At 63.3% G+C, this 19,934-nt stretch carries 17 protein-coding genes; 9 read left to right on the forward strand and 8 right to left on the reverse strand.

The genetic code is table 11. From position 1 onward, the window contains the following. Positions 1-25: 25 nt before the first annotated feature. The 3 genes from hrpA to QRN22_RS13550 all read right to left on the reverse strand — a co-directional run bounded on the left by hrpA (position 26) and on the right by QRN22_RS13550 (position 5,351). Entirely contained in the window at positions 26-4,072 is a 4,047-nt protein-coding gene (hrpA, locus tag QRN22_RS13540) for an ATP-dependent RNA helicase HrpA (RefSeq protein ID WP_042552168.1), read from the reverse strand. A 324-nt stretch (positions 4,073-4,396) separates the two neighbouring features. After that, entirely contained in the window at positions 4,397-4,783 is a 387-nt protein-coding gene (locus tag QRN22_RS13545; protein WP_042552167.1) for a hypothetical protein, read from the reverse strand. 118 nt (positions 4,784-4,901) lie between these two features. Then, the gene (locus QRN22_RS13550) at positions 4,902-5,351 is read right to left on the reverse strand and encodes a hypothetical protein (protein WP_156152642.1); all 450 of its coding nucleotides are present in this window, start codon (positions 5,349-5,351) and stop codon (positions 4,902-4,904) included. A gap of 715 nt (positions 5,352-6,066) precedes the next feature. Here QRN22_RS13550 and QRN22_RS13555 point away from each other — a divergent pair. After that, a complete protein-coding gene (locus tag QRN22_RS13555; protein WP_231570108.1) occupies positions 6,067-6,342 on the forward strand; it encodes a hypothetical protein in 276 nt (91 codons plus the stop codon). Positions 6,343-6,646: 304 nt separating this feature from the next. Here QRN22_RS13555 and QRN22_RS13560 read toward each other — a convergent pair whose 3' ends face one another. After that, positions 6,647-7,813, reverse strand: a complete 1,167-nt coding sequence (locus QRN22_RS13560; RefSeq protein ID WP_042552166.1) for an MFS transporter — start codon at positions 7,811-7,813, stop codon at positions 6,647-6,649. Between the two features lie 94 nt (positions 7,814-7,907). Here QRN22_RS13560 and QRN22_RS13565 point away from each other — a divergent pair, with 94 nt between their 5' ends. Beyond that, positions 7,908-8,801: a LysR family transcriptional regulator gene (locus tag QRN22_RS13565; protein WP_042552165.1), complete on the forward strand. Its 894-nt coding sequence runs from the start codon at positions 7,908-7,910 to the stop codon at positions 8,799-8,801. Positions 8,802-9,907: 1,106 nt separating this feature from the next. Here the strand turns inward: QRN22_RS13565 and QRN22_RS13570 are convergent. Beyond that, positions 9,908-10,204 (reverse strand): hypothetical protein, encoded by a 297-nt coding sequence (locus QRN22_RS13570; RefSeq protein WP_042552164.1) that lies wholly within the window; start codon positions 10,202-10,204, stop codon positions 9,908-9,910. 14 nt (positions 10,205-10,218) lie between these two features. Then, entirely contained in the window at positions 10,219-10,716 is a 498-nt protein-coding gene (locus QRN22_RS13575) for a MarR family winged helix-turn-helix transcriptional regulator (protein WP_042552163.1), read from the reverse strand. A gap of 83 nt (positions 10,717-10,799) precedes the next feature. On the opposite strand from QRN22_RS13575, the gene QRN22_RS13580 reads away from it, so the two are divergent. Together QRN22_RS13580 and QRN22_RS13585 are read left to right on the forward strand one after the other, a co-directional pair. After that, the gene (locus QRN22_RS13580) at positions 10,800-11,702 is read left to right on the forward strand and encodes a DMT family transporter (protein ID WP_042552162.1); all 903 of its coding nucleotides are present in this window, start codon (positions 10,800-10,802) and stop codon (positions 11,700-11,702) included. Then, the gene (locus QRN22_RS13585) at positions 11,699-12,865 is read left to right on the forward strand and encodes a cyanate transporter (protein WP_042552161.1); all 1,167 of its coding nucleotides are present in this window, start codon (positions 11,699-11,701) and stop codon (positions 12,863-12,865) included. The genes QRN22_RS13580 and QRN22_RS13585 overlap by 4 nt, the downstream gene beginning before the upstream one ends. 5 nt (positions 12,866-12,870) lie before the next feature. On the opposite strand, the gene mnmH is transcribed toward QRN22_RS13585, so the two are convergent. Together mnmH and selD are read right to left on the reverse strand one after the other, a co-directional pair. Next, entirely contained in the window at positions 12,871-13,965 is a 1,095-nt protein-coding gene (gene mnmH, locus QRN22_RS13590; RefSeq protein WP_042552160.1) for a tRNA 2-selenouridine(34) synthase MnmH, read from the reverse strand. Further along, positions 13,965-14,999 carry a selenide, water dikinase SelD gene (gene selD / locus QRN22_RS13595; RefSeq protein WP_042552242.1) on the reverse strand — a complete coding sequence of 345 codons (1,035 nt, stop codon included), beginning with the start codon at positions 14,997-14,999 and terminating at the stop codon, positions 13,965-13,967. The genes mnmH and selD overlap by 1 nt, the downstream gene beginning before the upstream one ends. Positions 15,000-15,198: 199 nt before the next feature. Here selD and QRN22_RS13600 point away from each other — a divergent pair, with 199 nt between their 5' ends. From QRN22_RS13600 to phnE, 5 genes are all read left to right on the forward strand, one after another. Beyond that, positions 15,199-16,503, forward strand: a complete 1,305-nt coding sequence (locus QRN22_RS13600; RefSeq protein ID WP_042552159.1) for an Nramp family divalent metal transporter — start codon at positions 15,199-15,201, stop codon at positions 16,501-16,503. 189 nt (positions 16,504-16,692) lie between these two features. Then, positions 16,693-17,544 carry a putative selenate ABC transporter substrate-binding protein gene (locus QRN22_RS13605; RefSeq protein ID WP_042552158.1) on the forward strand — a complete coding sequence of 284 codons (852 nt, stop codon included), beginning with the start codon at positions 16,693-16,695 and terminating at the stop codon, positions 17,542-17,544. Next, positions 17,541-18,344 (forward strand): phosphonate ABC transporter ATP-binding protein, encoded by an 804-nt coding sequence (locus QRN22_RS13610; RefSeq protein ID WP_042552157.1) that lies wholly within the window; start codon positions 17,541-17,543, stop codon positions 18,342-18,344. The genes QRN22_RS13605 and QRN22_RS13610 overlap by 4 nt, the downstream gene beginning before the upstream one ends. Next, positions 18,338-19,165 (forward strand): PhnE/PtxC family ABC transporter permease, encoded by an 828-nt coding sequence (locus tag QRN22_RS13615; protein WP_042552156.1) that lies wholly within the window; start codon positions 18,338-18,340, stop codon positions 19,163-19,165. The genes QRN22_RS13610 and QRN22_RS13615 overlap by 7 nt, the downstream gene beginning before the upstream one ends. After that, positions 19,162-19,929 (forward strand): phosphonate ABC transporter, permease protein PhnE, encoded by a 768-nt coding sequence (gene phnE, locus QRN22_RS13620; RefSeq protein ID WP_042552155.1) that lies wholly within the window; start codon positions 19,162-19,164, stop codon positions 19,927-19,929. Before QRN22_RS13615 ends, phnE begins: the two co-directional genes overlap by 4 nt. Positions 19,930-19,934: the final 5 nt, after the last annotated feature.

Genomic DNA, 19,934 nt, shown 5'->3' on the forward strand with positions numbered 1-19,934 from the left:
AGCGGCCCAGGCTACCAGGGCGAGATCAGCCTTCCACCTGACTCCACTGCTTGCTCAGGCGCTTGTCCGACACGGCCATCTTCGTCCCCAACTGCTGGGCGAACAGCGACACGCGATACTCCTCGAGCATCCAGCGGTACAGCACCAGATTGGCGTCACGCTTGCCCTCTTGCAGGTGCTTGCCGAGGCGCGCCTGGTACTGCTCCCAGTAGCCGGCCAGCTCGCCACTCCACACCCGGTCGCGTTGCAGTTGCGCGGCGATCTTGTCGAAGCGCTGTTCGATGGCCTTGAGATAGCGCGGCACCTCCTTGAGCCATTCGCTAGGGGTTTCGCGGACGAAACCGGGATAGACCAGATTGCCCAGCTGCGCCTTGATGTCGTTGAGCGCCACCGCCTGGGCCAGGTCGATCTTGCCCTTGAAGCGCTTCTGCAGGCCGTGCCACAGTTTGAGCACGTCCAGGGTCAGGCGGGCCAGCCGCTCGGCGTGGTCGGCCCAGGCACCGCGTTTTTTCTCGGCCAGGGCGGCCAGCGCGGCGCCGTCACGGGGCAGTGGCTGCTCGCCTTCGAGGATGCAGCTGTCGAGGCTGGCCAGCAGAATGTCTTCGACCAGCCCATCGACCCGGCCCAGCTCGCGGTGCAGCAGCCCCAGCTCGGTCAGCCCCGGCAACTTGCCACGCAGGAACTTGGCCGGCTCGGCCAACTGTTGCAGCAACAGGCGCTGCAGGGCACGGCGATGCTGGAACTCGGCTTCGGCCTGGGTCGGGAAGCGCCCTTCCTTGACCACACCGCCCTCTTCCACCAGCGCCGGGAAAACGGTCATGGACAGCCCGGCGACCTTCTGTTGAGTCTTCTCGGCGACCTGGGCGAAGCCCTTGGCCTCCACCGGTTTCTGCACCTTGTCGGCTTGCGGGATGGCCAGCGCGGCCTGGCTGGCCTCGGCGAAGCGTGCAGTCAGCTCGGCCAGGTCGCGGCCTTCGCCAAGCAGCTTGCCGTGGGTATCGACCACTTCGATGTTCATCTTCAGGTGATGTTCGAGTTGCCGGGTCGCCTCGACCCAGGCCTGCTCGTCGATACGCGCACCGGTCATGCGTTGCAGCTCGCGAGCCAGGCTTTCCGGCAGGCTGCCCTGGCCGAAGGTGAGCTTGCTCAGTGCTGCGCCGACGAAATCCGGCACCGGTACGAAGTTCTTGCGCAGCGCCTTGGGCAGGCCGCGCACCAGGTCGATGGCCTTGGCCTCGATCAGCCCCGGCACCAGCCACTCCAGGCGCTCGCCCGGCAGTTGCGGCAACAGCGGCGCCGGCACGCGCAGGGTCACGCCGTCACGCGGGTGGTTGGGTTCGAAGTGGTAGGTCAGCGGCAACTGCAGCTCACCGATATGCAGGGTATCGGGATACTGGGCGGCGGTGACTTCCAGCGCCTCGCGGGCCAGCACGTCTTCCTCGCGCATCATCAGCAACTGCGGATCTTTGCCGCTCTCGCGCTTGTACCAGCTCTCGAAGGTCGCCGTCTGGTAGATGTCCCCGGGAATGCGCGCCTCGTAATAGGCGAACAAGGTTTCCTCGTCGGCGAGAATGTCGCGACGGCGAGCCTTGGCCTCCAGCTCGTCGAGCCTTTCCAGCAACACACGGTTGGCGTTCAGGCACTTGGCGCGGCTGTTGATTTCGCCACGCACCAGGCCTTCACGGATGAACAGCTCGCGGGACGCCTGCGGGTCGATGGGCCCGTAATGCACGGGGCGGCGACCGACCACGATCAGGCCGTACAGGGTGACCTGCTCGTACGCCACCACCTGGCCGCGCTTCTTCTCCCAGTGCGGCTCGAAGTGGTTCTTCTTGATCAGGTGACCGGCCAGGGGCTCGATCCAGTCCGGCTCGATCTTGGCCACCTGGCGAGCGAACAGCTTGGTGGTCTCGACCAGCTCGGCGGCCATGATCCAGTTGGGTTTCTTGCGGCCGATCACCGACGACGGATGAACCCAGAAGCGACGCTGGCGGGCGCCGAGGAAATCGCCCTCCTCGGCTTTCTGGCCGATCTGGCTGAGCAGGCCGCTGAGAATCGCCTTGTGCACGGCCGCATAGCCCTTGGCACGCTGCGCTGCTTCACTGGCCTCGGCCTGCTCACGGAGGATCACATTGACCTTGGTGTCGGTGGTAGGCGCTGCCTGCACGGCTTTTTCGGCTGGACCTGCTGGCGCTGAATCGCCCGCAAGCGGGCTCCTACGGGAAGCGTTGTCGCCCAGTTGCAGGTCCCTCGCCAGCAACACCAGCTGGCGATGGGAGTCGCGCCACTCGCGCAGGCGCATGTAGTTGAGGAAGTTCTTCTTGCACCAGCTGCGCAGCGGGTTGGAACCCAGCTCCTGGCGTTTCTCCTCGAAGCCGCGCCAGAGGTTGATCAGCGCGGCGAAGTCGGAATCCACATCCTTCCATTGCGCATGGGCCTGGTCGGCCGCCTGCTGGCGATCCATCGGCCGCTCGCGCGGGTCCTGCACCGACAGCGCGCTGGCAACGATCAGCAGCTCCTGCAGGCTGCCCAGCTTGGCGGCCTCCAGCACCATGCGGCCGAGGCGCGGGTCGATGGGCAGGCGCGCCAGCTGGCGACCCAGCGGGGTCAGCTGCCCTTCGCGATTGACCGCAGACAACTCCTGCAGCAGGTTGAAACCATCGCTGATGGCCTTGCCATCCGGCGGCTCGATGAAGGGGAAATCCTCGATGCTGCCCAGGCGCAGGTGCAGCATCTGCAAGATCACCGCCGCCAGGTTGGTGCGCAGAATTTCCGGGTCGGTGAATTCCGGCCGGCCGAGAAAATCCTCCTCGCTGTACAGGCGCACGCAGATGCCCGGTTCGACCCGGCCGCAACGGCCCTTGCGCTGGTTGGCGCTGGCCTGGGAAACCGCCTCGATGGGCAGGCGCTGCACCTTGGCGCGGTAGCTGTAACGGCTGATCCGCGCCGTGCCGCTGTCGATCACGTAACGAATGCCCGGCACCGTCAGCGAGGTTTCCGCGACGTTGGTGGCCAGCACGATCTTGCGCCCGGCCATGGGCGCGAAGATCTTCTGCTGCTCGGCAGGCGTCAGCCGCGCATACAGCGGCAGCACTTCGGTAAAGCGCAGGTTGGCCTTGCGCAGCACCTCGGCGGCATCGCGAATCTCGCGCTCGCCCGGCAGGAAAATCAGCACATCCCCCGGACGCTTGCCCTCGGCACTCTCATGGGCGGCGATCTCGTCCAGCGCGGCGAGAATGCCCTGATCGACGGTGAGGTCGTCGAGCAGGCGCTCGCCCTCCTCGTCCACTTCGGCCGCCAGCGGCCGGTACCAGGTTTCCACCGGATAGGTACGGCCGGAGACTTCGACGATGGGCGCATCATTAAAGTGTTTACTGAAGCGATCCAGATCGATGGTCGCCGAGGTGATGATCACCTTGAGGTCGGGCCGACGCGGCAGCAGGGTCTTCAGGTAACCGAGCAGAAAGTCGATGTTGAGGCTGCGTTCGTGGGCCTCGTCGACGATCAGCGTGTCGTACTTTTCCAGATAGCGATCATGCTGGGTTTCGGCGAGCAGAATGCCGTCGGTCATCAGCTTGATCAGCGAACTGTCCTTGCTCTGATCCTCGAAGCGCACCTGATAACCGACCAGCTCACCCAACGGCGTACCGATCTCCTCGGCCACCCGCGTCGCCACACTACGCGCCGCCAGCCGCCGCGGCTGGGTATGGCCGATCAGGCCGTGCTGGCCACGGCCGATCTCCAGGCAGATCTTCGGCAACTGGGTGGTCTTGCCGGAACCGGTCTCACCGGCGATCACCAGCACCTGATGCTTGGCCAGCGCCGCCTTGATCTCGTCGCGCTTGGCCGCGATCGGCAACGCGTCGTCATAACGCATCACCGGCACACTCAACCGCCGCGCCTCGACCTTCGCGCACGACGCCTGAAAACGCTCCAGCCACTGCGCCTGCTTGGCCTCGTCGGGCCTCTTCTGCAGCTCATGCAACTGCCGACGCAAACGATGGCGGTCGGCAATCATGGCGTGGTCGAGGTTGTTCTGCAGGGCGGCGATATCGAAGGGGGCGTCGGTCATCAGGCTCGGGCGGTCGCGGAAAAGGTGGGATTGTCGCAGATTCCGGGGTGAGGCGTGCAGGGTGGGCTGTCGATGGAAGGCGGGGAGCGAGGGCGTTGGCGAGCGGTGGCCTTCGATCAGAAGCGGTAAGCTTGCCTAATAAATAAATCCGCTCCTTTTCGATTCAACGAGATATCTCCTCACGCTCTGCCATCGTAAGCGCAAGACTTGAGCGTTTACAGAACTGCTTGAGTTCACGGCGCAACTTCAGGACTGCAATGGACTCGAGAGCGTGCTTGGTCGATAGCGTTCATGCGCGCGCCAGACACCTAAGAACAGAGTTATCTACTCAGTATGTTCAAGAAATGCCAGAATCTTTTTTGGCTTGTTAGTGGCAGAAACTGCTTCATATATTGCTTCATAGAAATCCCCTTCCACCAAGAACGCAGCTGCACTGTAGCAGCGAGCCTTTGCGAAGCAATATAGATGATCAGGATCGCATAGGTCTTGAAGCTCAAAATATCGCTCATCGAACTCCTGAGCTAATGCCTGCAAGCGGCTGCCCTGCATCTGCTCAATCATCATGTCCATATGCTGCCTATCAAGGCCAAGGTCCTTTGCCACCCACAATACGGCCTTAGAAACGGAAAGTGAGCGCTCAGATACCGGCATGACATCCAGTGCTTTTTCAAATGCTGGGTCGATTGTGCTTAGCCGGGAACTCACAGCCATCTGTTGAAGCCCTCTGTAAATTCTCTCACTGCCACACATGACGTTGGAGTAGCTGGTTACAAACAGCGTTTACGTAAAGCAATCAACCGCAGCTCGCACCAACGCCGTACTAGACATTCTAATTTGTGGAGAGCTCTTGGCACACCCATACAGAAAAATCAGCCACTTCAGGATTTCCCGACGTTGAGAGAACTTCAAAAAAACCTAGCTCCTTGACCAGCTCTGCCCGGAGTTTTAGAGCCCAATCTTGAGACAATTGAAACTTCGAGCACTTGGCAAATCCCAGAATGATGTCGAGGATTTCAATCTTCAAATTATCGGGCGCTTGATTGAGAGCGGTCATCAAGAAGGGTAGCGCAGGCAAAGCAGCAGATGAAACGAATGCATGCTGATGGCACAACCCACACCAGAGCTGATGAGATGCCCGCTTTGCGATGGAAAAATCCGATGAGAAAAGGCGTTCGATGTCAGAAGGAACATCAGACGCCGTGCCATAAGCAGTAAAGAACTCTTCCCAAGAAATTGCCCCTAACTCACGGCGAATAGCGCTTGTGTCGTACGTGGCCATGCGGAAACCAATGTTTGGTAAAAAGAACGGATTTTAGGACGCCCCGGTGAGCGCAGCCAACGCTTCGACACGCTAGAGCTGGCGAATTTGCCATAGGTAACTTTAGCTGCTCAAGAATGAGGGCTACTGAGCTCGAGGCGTTCGTATTTGGGTCTTATGGTGTGCAGCTTCATCTACCAGCACTGAGAACCAAAATCTATCAGCACTTATCTCGAGCGGTAGCTTCTGTCGGAAAGCCGTCACGTTTTCAGCAATCCGCGAGGATATCAGAACACTTACCTCCCTAACGCGACTCAGGGTCGGAAGCTGCCCGCATCTGGGCACCATATGCCGGTTCTGAACGAGGGTAATTGGCTCCAAGCCACCCGCTTGCCCTTCAACATTTGCCACGCTAACCTGCGCACGTCGCTGCAAATTCAGCGACCGGGTTTGGCGACTCGAAGACCACACGGCGCACAAGCGCCCACCATCCGAAAGCAGGCGCTTTTTTCATGCCTGTAACTTCGTGTTATGGCGGCTGTGCGTGGGGCACCTTCGGGTGCGCCGGGTTCCGTGTGTCCCGGTTCGCCAACCCGCGTACAGCTGCCACCCATAATCGTTTGGCGACGGTTGTTGGCAGTTCTTCAACACACGGAGTTTTAAACCATGAAGCACACATACGCCCTCAATCCGTCTGCACTCTGCCCCGTTGATTACGAGAACGGAGGCCAGCGCCATGACTGACCCCCTCCCACTCTCCAGCAACCCAACCACGACAGCGGTGATGCTGATCGATGGCAGTTGCTCCTACATGGACCTGCAGGAAAGCGTCGAACAGCGCCTCAGAGCGGTGCGCGGTCTGCTGCATAGTCTCGCCGCCATGAACATTACCCAGGCAGACGCTCTGGACGTGCAACACATAAGCGAAGCCGCGTATCTGCTTAGCGCAGATGCCTGGGATCTGGTCCGGGCCGCTCACAAGGCCGCAGTGCGGGAAGCGCGTCAGGGGTAAGGATTGGAGCGAGCAGGCAGTTGCCCTGCCCGCTCCATACTGGCGTCTGTCATTGCCAAGCGTTCAGGCGAGTCTGGGGCAAAGCGATAATTGGGGAGTAACGATCGAGGGAGTGGTGTGAACGTTGAAGTAGGTCGACTGGCCGCCGCTACGGACGTTGGAGACTTGACTCACGGGTTCGCCAATTGCGGTCTGCGCGCGCCGCTGCAACGTATTTTCATCCGGTTTGACGCTCTGCCAACCCACTACGGCTAGCGCAAGCAACGCCATTGAACCGGACTCCACAGGATTGATCACCCCTCTCTCAAGCCACCGCAGCGGCTACGGCCTTGGAACGCCAGGCAAAGCCCAGCACCATCAATAGCCCCAGCCCCGCCATCGCAGCACCCGCCAGGGAAATCGCCGGGTAGCCCAGCCCTGCGTTGATCACCGCGCCGCCCAGCGCCGCACCAATCGCGTTGCCGAAGTTGAAGGCACCGATATTCACCGCCGAGGCCAGGTTGGGGGCGCCCTTGGCGGCCTCCATCACGCGCATCTGCAGCGGCGGCACGATGGCGAAGCTGGCGATGCCCCAGATCAGGATGGCCACGGCGGCCGGCAGCGGCCAGCGCATCAACACGGTGAACGCCAGCAAGACGATAATCAGCACGCTCAGCGAAACGATCAGGGTGCGGTCGATGGAGCGGTCGGCGGCCTTGCCACCCCACATGTTGCCCAGCGTGAGACCCACGCCATAGAGCACCAACATGGCGGTGATAAAGGCGGTGGACGCGTGGGTCTCGCTGCTGAGGATCGGCGCGATATAAGTGAATACGGTGAACATCGCGCTCGAGCCAACCACGGTCAGGGCCAACGCCCCCAGCACCGGGCCACGGCCCAGTGCGCGAACTTCGGCCATTACACCGACGCTTTTCGGCGCCGGCAGGTTGGGCAAGGCGAACCACAATGCGGCCATGGCCACCACGCCGAGGCCGGTGATCCCCCAGAATGCGGTGCGCCAACCGAACACTTCGCCAAACCAGGCAGCCAGCGGTACGCCGCCGATGGTCGCCAGGGTCAGGCCCATGAACATGGCCGCCACCGCGCCAGCACGTTTTTCCGGGGCGACCACGCTGGCGGCGACGATGGAGCCAACGCCAAAGAACGCGCCATGGTTCAGTGAGGTGACCACCCGGGCGACCATCAGGCTGTAGTAATCGGTCGCCAGGGCGGACATCAGGTTACCCAGGGTGAAGATCGCCATGAGGCCGATCAGCAGATAGCGCCGGGGAATTCTGCCGGTGGTCAGGGTCATCAGCGGCGCGCCGAGCAGTACGCCCAGGGCGTATGCACTGACCAGCAGGCCTGCGGCAGGAATGGATACGCCAAGATCCGCAGCGATGCTCGGCAACATGCCCATGGGGGCGAACTCGGTAACGCCAATGCCGAAGGCACCAATGGCGAGTGCTACGAGGGGTGGATTGATCTGCATGAGAGGCTCCTTATCTATGCTGCGAATGCTACGATCAAGCCTTTTCATGCGGTAGATTGCATTTCTGGAAAGCACCTTTGCTTACGGAGCACAAATGGACTTCAACGGTCGGTCAGGTGAAATGGGCGTATTCGTCACGGTGGCGCAGGAAGGCAGCCTGTCGGCCGCCGCGCGTGCATTGGGGCTGACACCCTCGGCGGTCAGTCGGATCATCGCGCGTACCGAGCAGCGTCTTGGCACTCGCTTGCTGCTACGCACCACCCGGGCGATCACCTTCACCACCGAGGGCGAGGCTTACCTGCGCGGCGCCCGGCGTATTCTGGCGGACATGGCCGAGGTCGAAGACGCCATCGCCGACCAGGGCGTACCCAGGGGCCGCTTGCGGGTCAGCGCCGCCCTTGGTCATGGGCGGCTGGCCATCGTTCCCCTGGTGGCGGCCTTCAGCGCGCGTTACCCGAACATCACCGTCGACCTGACCCTGGGTGACGAAGTGGTCGACATTCTCGGCGGCCAGGCCGACGTGGCGGTGCGCTTTGGCCATCTGCCCGACAGCCCGCTGACCGCGCGCAAGATCGGCGACACCGGCCAGGTGGTGGTGGCCTCGCCCGAGTATCTGCAGCGCCACGGCACGCCCCAGGAGCCGGAAGATTTGTTGAAGCACAACTGCCTGCGCTTCAACTTTCGCCGTGCCGAGCCCAACTGGCCGTTCGTGCGCGAGGGAAACGAGTTTTTCATGAAGGTCAGCGGCAACATCGAATGCAGCAGCGGTGAAGCGCTGGCACAACTCGCACGGGTAGGTGCCGGCATCGCCCGCATTGGCGAGTTCAGCGTGAGCGAGGATCTGCAGCGCGGTGACCTGATACCGCTGCTGGAAGCCTGGAACCCGGGCGACCGGGAACCTATTCACGCGGTGTTCGTGGGCGGCTCGGCAATGCCGGCGCGAGTGCGGCTGTTCGTGGATTTTCTGGTCGAGCATCACCGGCTGTAGGCGCAGAACTGACCGTACGGGAGCGGGCGGAGCGATCTGGCTGATGGCTGCAACACCTTTGGGCGCGCGCCATGCGCGCGAAATCACGGGCATGGCCCGTTCCCACAAAGCGGATGGTGGATCGCGTTCTAGTGATGCATCGCCGCCACCAACCAATGGTGCACGGATAAAGCGTCGTCCACCCTACGACGGATGGTTACACCACCTTTGTGGGAGCGTGCCATGCGCGCGATATCACGGGCATGGCCCGTTCCCACAGGCCGTACTGTGGATCGCGTTCTAGTGATGCATCGCCGCCACCACCCTATGGTGGACGGATAAAGCGTCGTCCACCCTACGACTGACGGTTGCAGCACCTTTGTGGGAGTGCGCCATGCGCGCGAAATCACGGGCATGGCCCGTTCCCACAGGCCGTACGGTGAATCGCATCTAGTGATACAGCGCCGCAACCGGTCAATGGTGGACGGATAAAGCGTCGCCCACCCTACGACGGATGGTTGCACCACCTTTGTGGGAGCGCGCCATGCGCGCGAAATCACGGGCATGGCCCGTTCCCACAGACTGTACTGTGGATCGCGTTCTAGTGATCCAGCGCCGCAATCGTTCAATGGTGGACGGATAAAGCGTCGTCCACCCTACGACGGATGGTTGCACCACCTTTGTGGGAGCGCGCCATGCGCGCGAAATCACGGGCATGGCCCGTTCCCACAGACCATACGCTGGATCGCGCTCTAATGATCCAGCGCCGCAACGGTTCAATGGTGGACGGATAAAGCGTCGTCCACCCTACGACTGGCGGTTGCAGCGCCTTTGTGGGAGCGCGCCATGCGCGCGAAATCACGGGCATGGCCCGTTCCCACAGGCCGTACGGTGGATCGCGATCGCATTCTAGTGATACAGCGCCGCAACCGTTCAATGGTGGACGGATAAAGCGTCGTCCACCCTACGGCTGATGGCTGCAGCACCTTTGTGGGAGCGCGCCATGCGCGCGAAATCACGGGCATGGCCCGTTCCCACAGGCCGTATGGTGGATCGCGTTCTAGTGATGCAGCGCCTCTACCACCCAATGGTGGACGGATAAGGCGTCGTCCACCCTACGTGCTGCATCAGTGATTCACATAGAGCAGAAACAGCAGGTACAACCCGAAGCCTGTGACTGGCAGCAAATGCCACAGGTTGGACAGCCAGGGCGCCGTGTTCAGGTAGCCGACGATCAGCAGGCACGCGGTAAAGATCGAGACAGCTGGTAGCAGAAGCATCAGGCTCGCCAGCAGGCGATCCTGGAAGGGTGTCAGTTCGCTGTTGTTGGCGAGCGCCGCGGCGGAAAAGACCACGATCAGGCCCTGCAGGCCCGCAAAAAACAACTGGCCAATCACGCCGATGATCAATGCCGTGAGCGACATGGGCTCGCTTCCTTTCATTCAACCGGTTGCAGGTTGCCCAGCAGTTTGCCAGTGAGTGCATGCAACTGCTGTTTTTCCTCGTCACTGAGGGCAGCCAGAACGCGCTGCAGGTTATCGACGTGGGCACCGAGCATGCTGTCGATCAGTTCAAAACCTGCCGGCGTCAGCGCCACCAGAATGCCGCGACGGTCACTGGGGTGGCGGCGGCGTTCGATCAGCCCGGCCTTTTCCAGGCGGTCGATGCGGCTGGTCATGCCGCCCGAGGAAATCATCGCACTCTCGTACAGCGCTGTGGGCATCAGCGCGTAGGGTTCGCCTGATCGGCGCAGGGTGGCGAGCAGGTCGAACTCACCGGCCTGCAGGCCGTGCGCGGCGAAGAACGGCAGCAGGTGATCACGGCTGATCACCTGGGACAGTTCACCCAGCCGACCGATCACCGCCATGGAGAACCCGTCCAGATCCGGGCGTTGCTGTTGCCACTGCGCGGCGGCCAGTTGTGCACGATCTTGCATATCGCCCTCGATTTATCTTGCCATCAAGATACTTTTCAAAAAGAATGTTGCCATCTTAACGTATTCATCGGATGAGGCCAGCCATGTCACCTGCCAATTCACGCCCCCTGCTGGCACTCGTGCTGCTACTCGCCATCGGCGCACTGATGGGGCTGACCAGCAATCTGGTGAAACTGGCCAGTGCGGCGGGCTGGGCACCGGTGGCCTATCTGTTGTGGAGCCTGCTGGGTGGTGGCCTGCTGTTGCTGGTGTTCACCCGCCTGCGTGGCGAAGCGCCCGGCCTGACCCCTCGCCTGCAACGCTACTACCTGGCCTCGGGCCTGCTCAGCATCGCCCTGCCCAATGGCCTGCTGTTCAGTTCGATTCCCCACGTCGGTGCCGGCTTCGCCTCCATGTGCCTGGCGTTTCCGCCGCTGATCACCTACCTGCTGGCTCTGGCGCTGCGCATGGAGCCGCTGAGCCGCGTGCGCCTGCTGGGTATCTGCATTGGTCTGGGCGGCAGCCTGTTGCTGGCTTTGGACAAGCTGCACAGTGGCGATAGTCCGCTGCTATGGATAGTCGCCGCGCTTGCCGTGCCGGTGTTTCTGGGCCTGGGCAATATCTACCGTTCGCGCTACTGGCCAACGGGTGCCAGCCCCCTGTCGCTGGCGCCCGGCATGTTGCTCGGCGGCGCCCTGCTCCTGCTGCCGCTGGCACTGTTCGACGTCAGGCTCGCCCCCACCCTGGACAGCGGCCTGGCGATCACCCTGCTGCTGGTGCAGATGGCATTGTTCGCCATCGTCTACGCGCTGTATTTCGTGCTGCAGAAGCTCGCTGGCGCGGTGTATCTCAGCCAGATCGGCTCGGTGGCGGCAATGCTGGGCGCGGCCATGGCGGTGACGCTGCTGGACGAGCGCGGCAGCCTGAACATGCTGCTGGCGGCGCTGTGCATCGTCGGTGGCGTGCTGCTGGTGGCCTGGCGTGGTGCCCAGGAGAACAAACGATGAAACGCCAGTCGCTGCTGCTGATCGCTATCGTGCTGCTCGGCCTCAACTTGCGCCCGGTACTGGCGGCGGTCGGCCCGCTGCTCGACCGCATCCAGCTCGACAGCGGCCTGGGCCATATTGGTGCCAGCCTGTTGACCAGCCTGCCCATCGTCATCATGGGCCTCGGTGCACTGGCGGCCAGCACCCTGCGCCGCTACTTCGGCGAGCGCACTGGCATCTTCCTCGGCGTGCTGCTGATCGCCCTGGCCTGCCTGGCACGCGGGCTGCTGCCCGAGGCAACGCCACTGATCGTCAGCGCATTGCTGGCCGGCGCCGGTATCGCCTTCGTGCAGGCGTTATTGCCCGGGTTGATCAAGGCGCGCTTCGCCGCGGACAGCGGCCGCCTGATCGGTTTCTACAGTTGCGCGATCATGGGCGGTGCGGCCTTCGGTGCGGCGCTCACCCCCTTGCTGGCGCAATGGCTGGGGTGGTCCTGGGCACTGGCGGCCTGGGCACTGCCTGCCCTGGCAGCCGCCGCGTTGTGGTGGCGCGCCGCACCGGGCGAAGCGCCTGCGACAACGGCCGACCTGCCGCATCTGGAGCTCTGGCGCTCGCCACGCGCCTGGCTGCTGCTGAGTTTCTTCGGGGTGGGCACCGCTGGCTACACCCTGGTACTGGCCTGGTTGCCGCCCTACTACACCGCCCTGGGGTGGAGCGCCCAATCCAGCGGCCTGCTGCTGGCTGCACTGACACTCTGCGAGGTGACCGCCGGGCTACTGGCATCGAGCCTGCTGGCGCGCTTCGCGGACCGCCGCATTCTGCTCGGCGTGGTGCTGGCATCACTGCTGGCGGGGCTGCTTGGTTTGCTGATCGCGCCGCTGCAGTGGGTCGTGCCGATCTGCATCCTCGTGGGCATCGGCATCGGCGCGCTGTTCCCGCTGTCACTGGTGGTGGCCCAGGATCATCTCGACGACCCACGCCAGACCGGCGATCTGCTGGCCTTCGTGCAGGGCGGCGGCTACCTGATCGCCGCTTGCGCCCCACTGCTGGCGGGCCTGCTGCGCCAGTACACCGACGACCTGCGCCTGAGCTGGCTGGCCATGGCCGTCGCCACTCTGGCGCTGATGGTCATGGCCGCGCGGTTCAAGCCGGGTAGCGGGCACTTCCGCACGCGAACCGGCTGAGGTGGTCAGGCGTGTCGGTCACGCAGATACGCAGTGACCGATGCTTCGTCGCCGGCGAACTCGATTCGCTCGGCCTTGCTGTCACGCTGATAGGCGTACATCGGGTCGTAATATTCGCGCAGCAGGCCTTCGATCCAGCCGCGGTGCAGGTCAACCTTGCCGCTGCGCTGCTGCTCGGCCAGCGCGGCCTGCATGATCGCCAGAAGACGCTGGTGACGCTCGCCCCCCAGACGTTTGTGGATGTTGTTCAAGCTCTGCAAAAGGCGCTCGGCGAACATGTCGAAGCCCTGCTGCGCTCCGTGCACGCGAATGAACTCGGCGCAAAGATCGACCACGTAATCGCGCTGAATGCGCTCGACACGGTTGTCGAAACAGTCCTCTAGCCAGACCAGCGGATAACCCTGCATGCCCTGGTACAGCCCCAGCGGCACATTGCAGCTGCCGACGATACGGCCTTCGTCCTCGACCACGAATTGCTCGATACCCGCTGCGCGCTTTCTGAGGATGTCGACGGCCAGAGCGTTCTCGAAATCGATCTGCGCAGGCTGAGCGGTGGCGCGCTTGCCGAAGCTGGAGCCACGATGATTGGCATGGCCTTCCAGATCCAGCGCATTGGGCAATTGCACCAGCACGTCGGTCTTGCCGGTGCCAGTCATGCCGCCAAGCATGACGAACTGGCATTGCGCCACCGCCTGCTCGAGGGTTTCCAGCAGAAAGGTGCGCATGGCCTTGTAGCCACCCACCACCCGCGGATAATCGATGCCGGCTTCTTTGAGCCATTGCTGGACGATCTGCGAGCGCAGCCCGCCGCGGAAGCAGTACAGGTAACCCTGCGGGTTGGCCCGCGCGAACGCTGCCCAGGCCTCGACACGCTCGGCCTTGGTCTGGCCGCCAACCAGTTGGTGGCCCAGCTTGATGGCGGCTTCTTGGCCGTGCTGCTTGTAGCAGGTGCCGACTTTCTGCCGCTCCAGATCGGTCATCAGAGGCAGGTTGAGCACACCGGGAAAGGCACCTTTGACGAACTCCACCGGCGCACGGGTATCCATCATCGGTACATCGGTGAGAAACAGCTCGCGGTAGTTGTGGGCGTCGTCACGCATCAGAACACCTCTACCGCGTGACGCTGTCGCTCGACCAGCACACCGATGGGCGCCAGCTCCAGCCCCAGCTCAGCGGCGAGCGCAAGGAACTCGGCACCGCTCTGCTCGCTGACGGCGATCAACAGACCGCCGCTGGTCTGCGGATCACAGAGCAGGTCGCGCTGCTCGTCACTGAGCGCCTCGATACGCTCGCCATAACTGTCGAAGTTGCGCAGCGTGCCGCCCGGTACACAGCCCTCGGCAAGGTAGTGCTCGACGCCCGGCAGGCGCGGCACGGCGGCGTAGTCCAGGCGCGCGCTGAGCCCCGATCCGTCCGCCATTTCCACCAGGTGGCCGAGCAGGCCGAAACCGGTCACGTCGGTCATCGCGGTGACGCCTTCGAGCTTGCCGAAACGGCTGCCCGGCTTGTTCAGGGTGCACATCCAGTCACGGGCCAGGCCGACGTCCTCGGCGCGTAGCTTGGCCCTTTTCTCGGCCGTGGTGAGGATGCCGATACCCAATGGCTTGGTCAGATACAGGGTGTCGCCGACCTGGGCGGTGTCGTTGCGCTTCATGTGGCGCTTGTTCACCACACCGGTCACCGCTAGCCCGAAGATCGGCTCCGGCGCATCGATGGAATGCCCACCGGCCAGCGGGATGCCGGCGGCATCGCAGACGGCGCGACCACCGCGGATCACTTCACATGCGACCTCCGGTGGCAGCAGGTTGACCGGCCAGCCGAGAATGGCGATGGCCATCAGCGGGTCGCCGCCCATGGCGTAGACATCACTGATGGCGTTGGTGGCCGCGATGCGGCCGAAGTCGAACGGGTCGTCGACGATCGGCATGAAGAAATCGGTGGTCGAGACCACGCCTCGCTCTTCGTCCAGCGCATACACCGCGGCGTCATCACGGGAGGCATTGCCCACCCATAGATTGGGGTCGAGATTCTGGGCGCCGCTGCCTGCGAGGATCACCTCCAGTACCTTGGGGGAAATCTTGCAGCCGCAACCGGCACCATGGCTGTACTGGGTCAGGCGGATCGGCTCACTCATGAAGATACCTCGCACGTGAAGAGGGGCGAATTCTACCAGCCCGGGGGCGCCGTCGCGGAGCAAAGGAACGAGTCGAGCCGCTCCTGGCCTCTTGCAGGCTGCCGCCCGGCGCGCTTTGCAAGCCACTGCAGTGAGCAACGCCTCACCGACTGTCTATGCTCCAGATACATGCCGAAGCGCCTGCATACTGGAGGATGACATGACCGACAACAAAAATGAGACGCGCGCACCTTCGCTGGAAGAACCAAACGATGCGACCCCGCCAAGCAGCACGGCGGCCCGCTGGAAGCTCATCGGCCCCGGCATCGTGGTGGCGGTTACCGGCGTAGGCGCCGGCGACCTCGTGGCGACCCTGATCGCAGGCTCCCGCTTCGGCTATGCACTGCTGTGGGCAGCCATCGTGGGCTGCATCGTGAAGATTGCCCTCGCAGAAGGCTCGGCACGCTACCACCTGGCGACCGGATCAACGATTCTCGAAGGCTGGCGCTCGCTGGGCAAATGGACGTACTGGTACTTCGGTATCTACATAGTGATCTGGGGCTTCGTTTACGGCGGCACGGCGATGAGCGCCACGGCGCTGCCTCTGGCCGCCTTGTTCCCGGACGTGATGCCATTCTGGATGTGGGGAGCGTTATCGGGAATCGCGGGCGCAGTATTCGTCCTGTTCAACCGCTACAGCGCTTTCGAAACGGTCATGAAGCTGTTCATCGGCATCATGTTCGTGGTCGTCGTCGGTCTCGCCATTCTGGTCATGCCGAACCTCGGCCAGGCGCTGACCGGACTGATGCCGACCATTCCCGAAGGCTCGGCGATCTACACGCTCGGCCTCATCGGCGGCGTTGGCGGCACCATTACCATGGCGTCCTACGGCTACTGGGTACAAGCCAAGGGTTGGCGTACGCCGGCCTGGATGGGCATGATGCGGCTGGACAACCGCGTAGCCTACATAGCGACCGGTATCTTCGTGATTTCGATGCTGATCGTGGGCGCCGAGCTGCTTTATACCGCACAGGTCACCCTCGCCGGCGGTGACCGCGGCCTGCTCGACCTGGATGAAATCCTGCGTGAGCGCTTCGGCAGCGTGGTGTCCATCCTGTTCCTCGTCGGCTTCGCCGCGACCACCTTCTCCTCGATCCTGGGTGTGTGGCATGGTGTGTCGCTACTGTTCGCCGACTTCGTACGCCAGGTTCAGGGCGGCGAGCAGGCCAAGGGTGCGCAGCAGGACCTGGAAAGAACTCCTGCCTTCCGCTTCTACGTGCTATGGCTGACCTTCCCGCCGATGATACTGCTCACTCTGGGCCGGCCATTCGGCCTTGTGATCGCCTACGGCGCCTTCGGCGCGTTCTTCATGCCGTTCCTGGCACTCACGCTGATCTGGCTGCTCAACTCGAAACGGGTCCCGATGGAGTGGCGATCGGGCTGGCTGTCCAACGGCCTGCTGGGCATCGCCGCCGCACTGTTCGTGGTGCTCTGTCTGAACGAACTGATCCGACTGATCGGCTAAGCCCGCGAGGTCGCCCCTGCGGCGCTCGCCGCGGGCGGCGACTGCCCCTATACTTGCCTCGCGCGTGTCGCGTACAGGCAGCCCCTACGTCCATCCAGCCCCAGCGGAGCGGTTCCAGCGCATCACCGCACAGGCAAGCACGCCGCACACACCCTCTCGTTTTTTCCGCTATTGAACCGGAGAAGTCCCATGCTCAAGCGCACCCTGGCGCTCGCCGCCGGCCTCGCCCTGTCCGTTTCCGCCCTGACCAGCTTCGCAGCCGAAACTCTGCGCGTTTCGGCCATTCCCGATGAGGCGCCGACCGAACTGCTGCGCAAGTTCAAGCCGCTGGGTGCCTATCTGGAGCAGCAATTGGGCATGAAGGTAGAGTTCGTCCCGGTGGCGGACTACCCCGCAGTGGTCGAAGCGCTGGCCACTGATCGCCTCGACCTGGCCTGGCTGGGCGGCTTCACCTTCGTGCAGGTGCATCTGAAGACCGGCAATGCGATCCCGCTGGTACAGCGCGAGCAGGATGCCCAGTTCACCAGCAAATTCATTACCGCGGACCCGAGCGTGAAGTCTCTGGCTGACCTGAAGGGCAAGACCTTTGCCTTTGGCTCGGTATCGTCCACCTCGGGCAGCCTGATGCCGCGTTACTTCATGCTTCAGGACGGCATCAAGCCAGAAGCCTTTTTCAGCCGAGTCGCCTATTCAGGTGCCCATGACGCCACTGCCGCCTGGGTGCAGGCTGGCAAGGTCGATGCCGGTGTACTCAATGCCAGCGTGTGGGACAAGCTGGTCAACAGTGGCAAGGTCGACGCCAGCAAGGTCAAGGTGTTCGCCACCACGCCGACCTATTTCGACTACAACTGGACGGTACGCGGCACCCTCGACCCGGCGCTGGCCGAGAAGATCAAGCAGGCCTTCCTGGCACTCGATCCGGCCAACCCGGAGCACAAGGCAATTCTCGACCTGCAGGCGGCGAGCCGCTTCATCGACACCAAACCCGAGAACTACAAAGGCATCGAAGAAGCTGCCCGCGCGGCCGACCTGCTGAAATGACCCTGCGGCTGTCCGGCATCGGCCTCACGCACGGCAACGGTGTTCAGGCATTGCACGATCTGCACCTGAACATCGAGCGCGGCGAGCAGGTGGCCATCATAGGTCCGTCCGGTGCCGGTAAGTCCAGCCTGCTCAACCTGCTGGCTACCGCGCTGGCACCTAGCACGGGCGAAGTGCAGGTGCTCGGCGAGCATCCCTGGCGGCTGTCCAGTGGCCAGCGACAACGCCTGCGCGCACGTATCGGGCTGATTCATCAGGCCCCGCCACTGCCCTCGCGTCAGCGGGTGCTCACGGCAGTACTGGCCGGCAAGCTAGGCCAGTGGGGTCTGTTCAAGAGTCTGCTCAATCTGCTGCACCCGCTGGATATTCCAGGCGCCCGTGCCGAGCTGGCCAAGCTGGATCTGGCCGATAAGCTGTTCGCGCGCTGCGGTCAGCTGTCTGGCGGCCAGTTGCAGCGGGTCGGTATTGCCCGGGCGCTGTATCAGGCACCAGCGCTGCTGCTTGCCGACGAACCGGTGTCGGCGATGGATCCACGCTTGGCCGAACACACCCTGTCCCTCCTGTGCAGCCACGCACGGACCCGTCAGGTGACGTTGGTAGCCAGCCTGCATTCGGTCGAACTGGCCCTGGCACATTTCCCGCGGGTGCTTGGCATCCGCGATGGGCAGGTGGTCTTTGACCTGAGTACCGCCGAGGTCGACAGGCAGCGCCTGGATGCCTTGTATGCCAACGATCAGCTCGCCCCGCCAGCCCGCCCGTACAGCGAGCCGTCCACCAGCGCCTGGGCGCCACGATGCTGAGAGGTGATCGACGCGATCCCGCAGCACGTTCACGCCTGCTCCTGAGCCTGCTGGCCATTGCTCTGCTATGGCCGGGCATCAAGCTGGCCGAGCTGGATCTGTCGGTATTGCTGCAGCCGGAGAGCACCCAGTCGATGGGTAATTTTATCGAGGGTTTCTGGCCGCCGGCACACGATGCCGACTTCCTCACGTTGCTGGTGCAAGCCACCCTGCAGACGCTGGCCATTGCCACTGCTGGTATGGCTCTGGCGTTGTTGCTGGCGGTGCCGGCGAGCCTGCTGGCCAGTCGCGCCCTGTCGCTGTCGGCGGCGTCGCGTGGTGGCCTGCCCAGCCTGCTCGGTCAGGGGCTGCGCTGGCCAGTACGCGGCTTGTTGATCATTCTGCGCAGCGTTCCGGAAATTGTCTGGGCATTGCTGTTCGTGCGCGCGGTCGGCCTGGGCCCTACCGCAGGCGTGCTGGCCATCGCGATCACCTATGCGGGCATGCTCGGCAAGGTGTATGCGGAAATATTCGAATCGGTGGATCAACGGCCGATGCATGCCCTGCTGCAATCGGGCAGCGGGCGCCTCGCGGCATTCGCCTACGGGGTGTTACCCAATGCGGCAGCCGAGTTGACCTCTTATACGGTGTACCGCTGGGAATGCGCCGTGCGTGCTTCGGTGGTAATGGGCTTCGTCGGTGCGGGAGGCCTCGGCCAGCAGATCGATCTGTCCATGCGCATGTTCGCCGGTGCTGAAGTCGCCAGCATGCTGCTGACCTTCCTGATGCTGGTGCTGCTGGCCGACCAGCTCAGCCGCCTGCTGCGCGGCAGATTCGCATGAGGCGCCTGGGCAATGGCTTGCTGCTGCTGACCATCACCGCCGCGGTGATCGGCTCCTTCCTCTATCTTGGCCTGGATCTGCTCGGCCTGTTCAGCGGCGACAGCCTGGCGCAGATGGGTAGCTACGTGCTGCGCTTCATGAGCCCGGACCTGAGTAGCGAGCACGTGCAGGCCACCGTCCGAGGCGCCAGGGAAACCTTGGCCATGTCGGCACTCGGCACCCTGCTCGCCGCCGTACTGGGGCTGTCCCTCGCCCTGCCCGCGGCCGGTCGCCTGGGTTGGCTGCTGCAAAGCGTCACGCGCTTGCTACTCAACGCGCTGCGGGCCATTCCGGAGCTGGTCTGGGCCGTTCTGATGGTTCTGGCCGCTGGCCTGGGGCCCAACGCCGGCACCCTGGCCCTGGCCCTGCACACCACCGGTGTGCTCGGCAGGCTATTCGCTGAAGCACTGGAAAACACGCCACCGGAACCGGCGGCCGCTATCCGCCTACAGGGCGCAGGGGCCTGGATGGCATTCTGTTATGGGACCCTGCCCTCCCTATGGCCACAGTTGTTGGCGTACACCCTGTATCGCTGGGAAAACAACATCCGTATGGCTGCGGTCATGGGCTTCGTCGGCGCAGGCGGATTAGGCCAGATGCTGTACGTCAGCCTCAGTCTGTTCCAGGAGGCCCAGGCCAGCACCGTGATCCTAGCCATGGTGCTGCTGGTACTCGCCGTCGATGCCTTCAGTGGCTGGACGCGACAACGCTGGGTGCGCAACTAATCTGT

Source organism: Pseudomonas sp. MEJ086 (assembly GCF_030209025.1).
GTDB lineage: Bacteria > Pseudomonadota > Gammaproteobacteria > Pseudomonadales > Pseudomonadaceae > Aquipseudomonas > Aquipseudomonas fulva_A.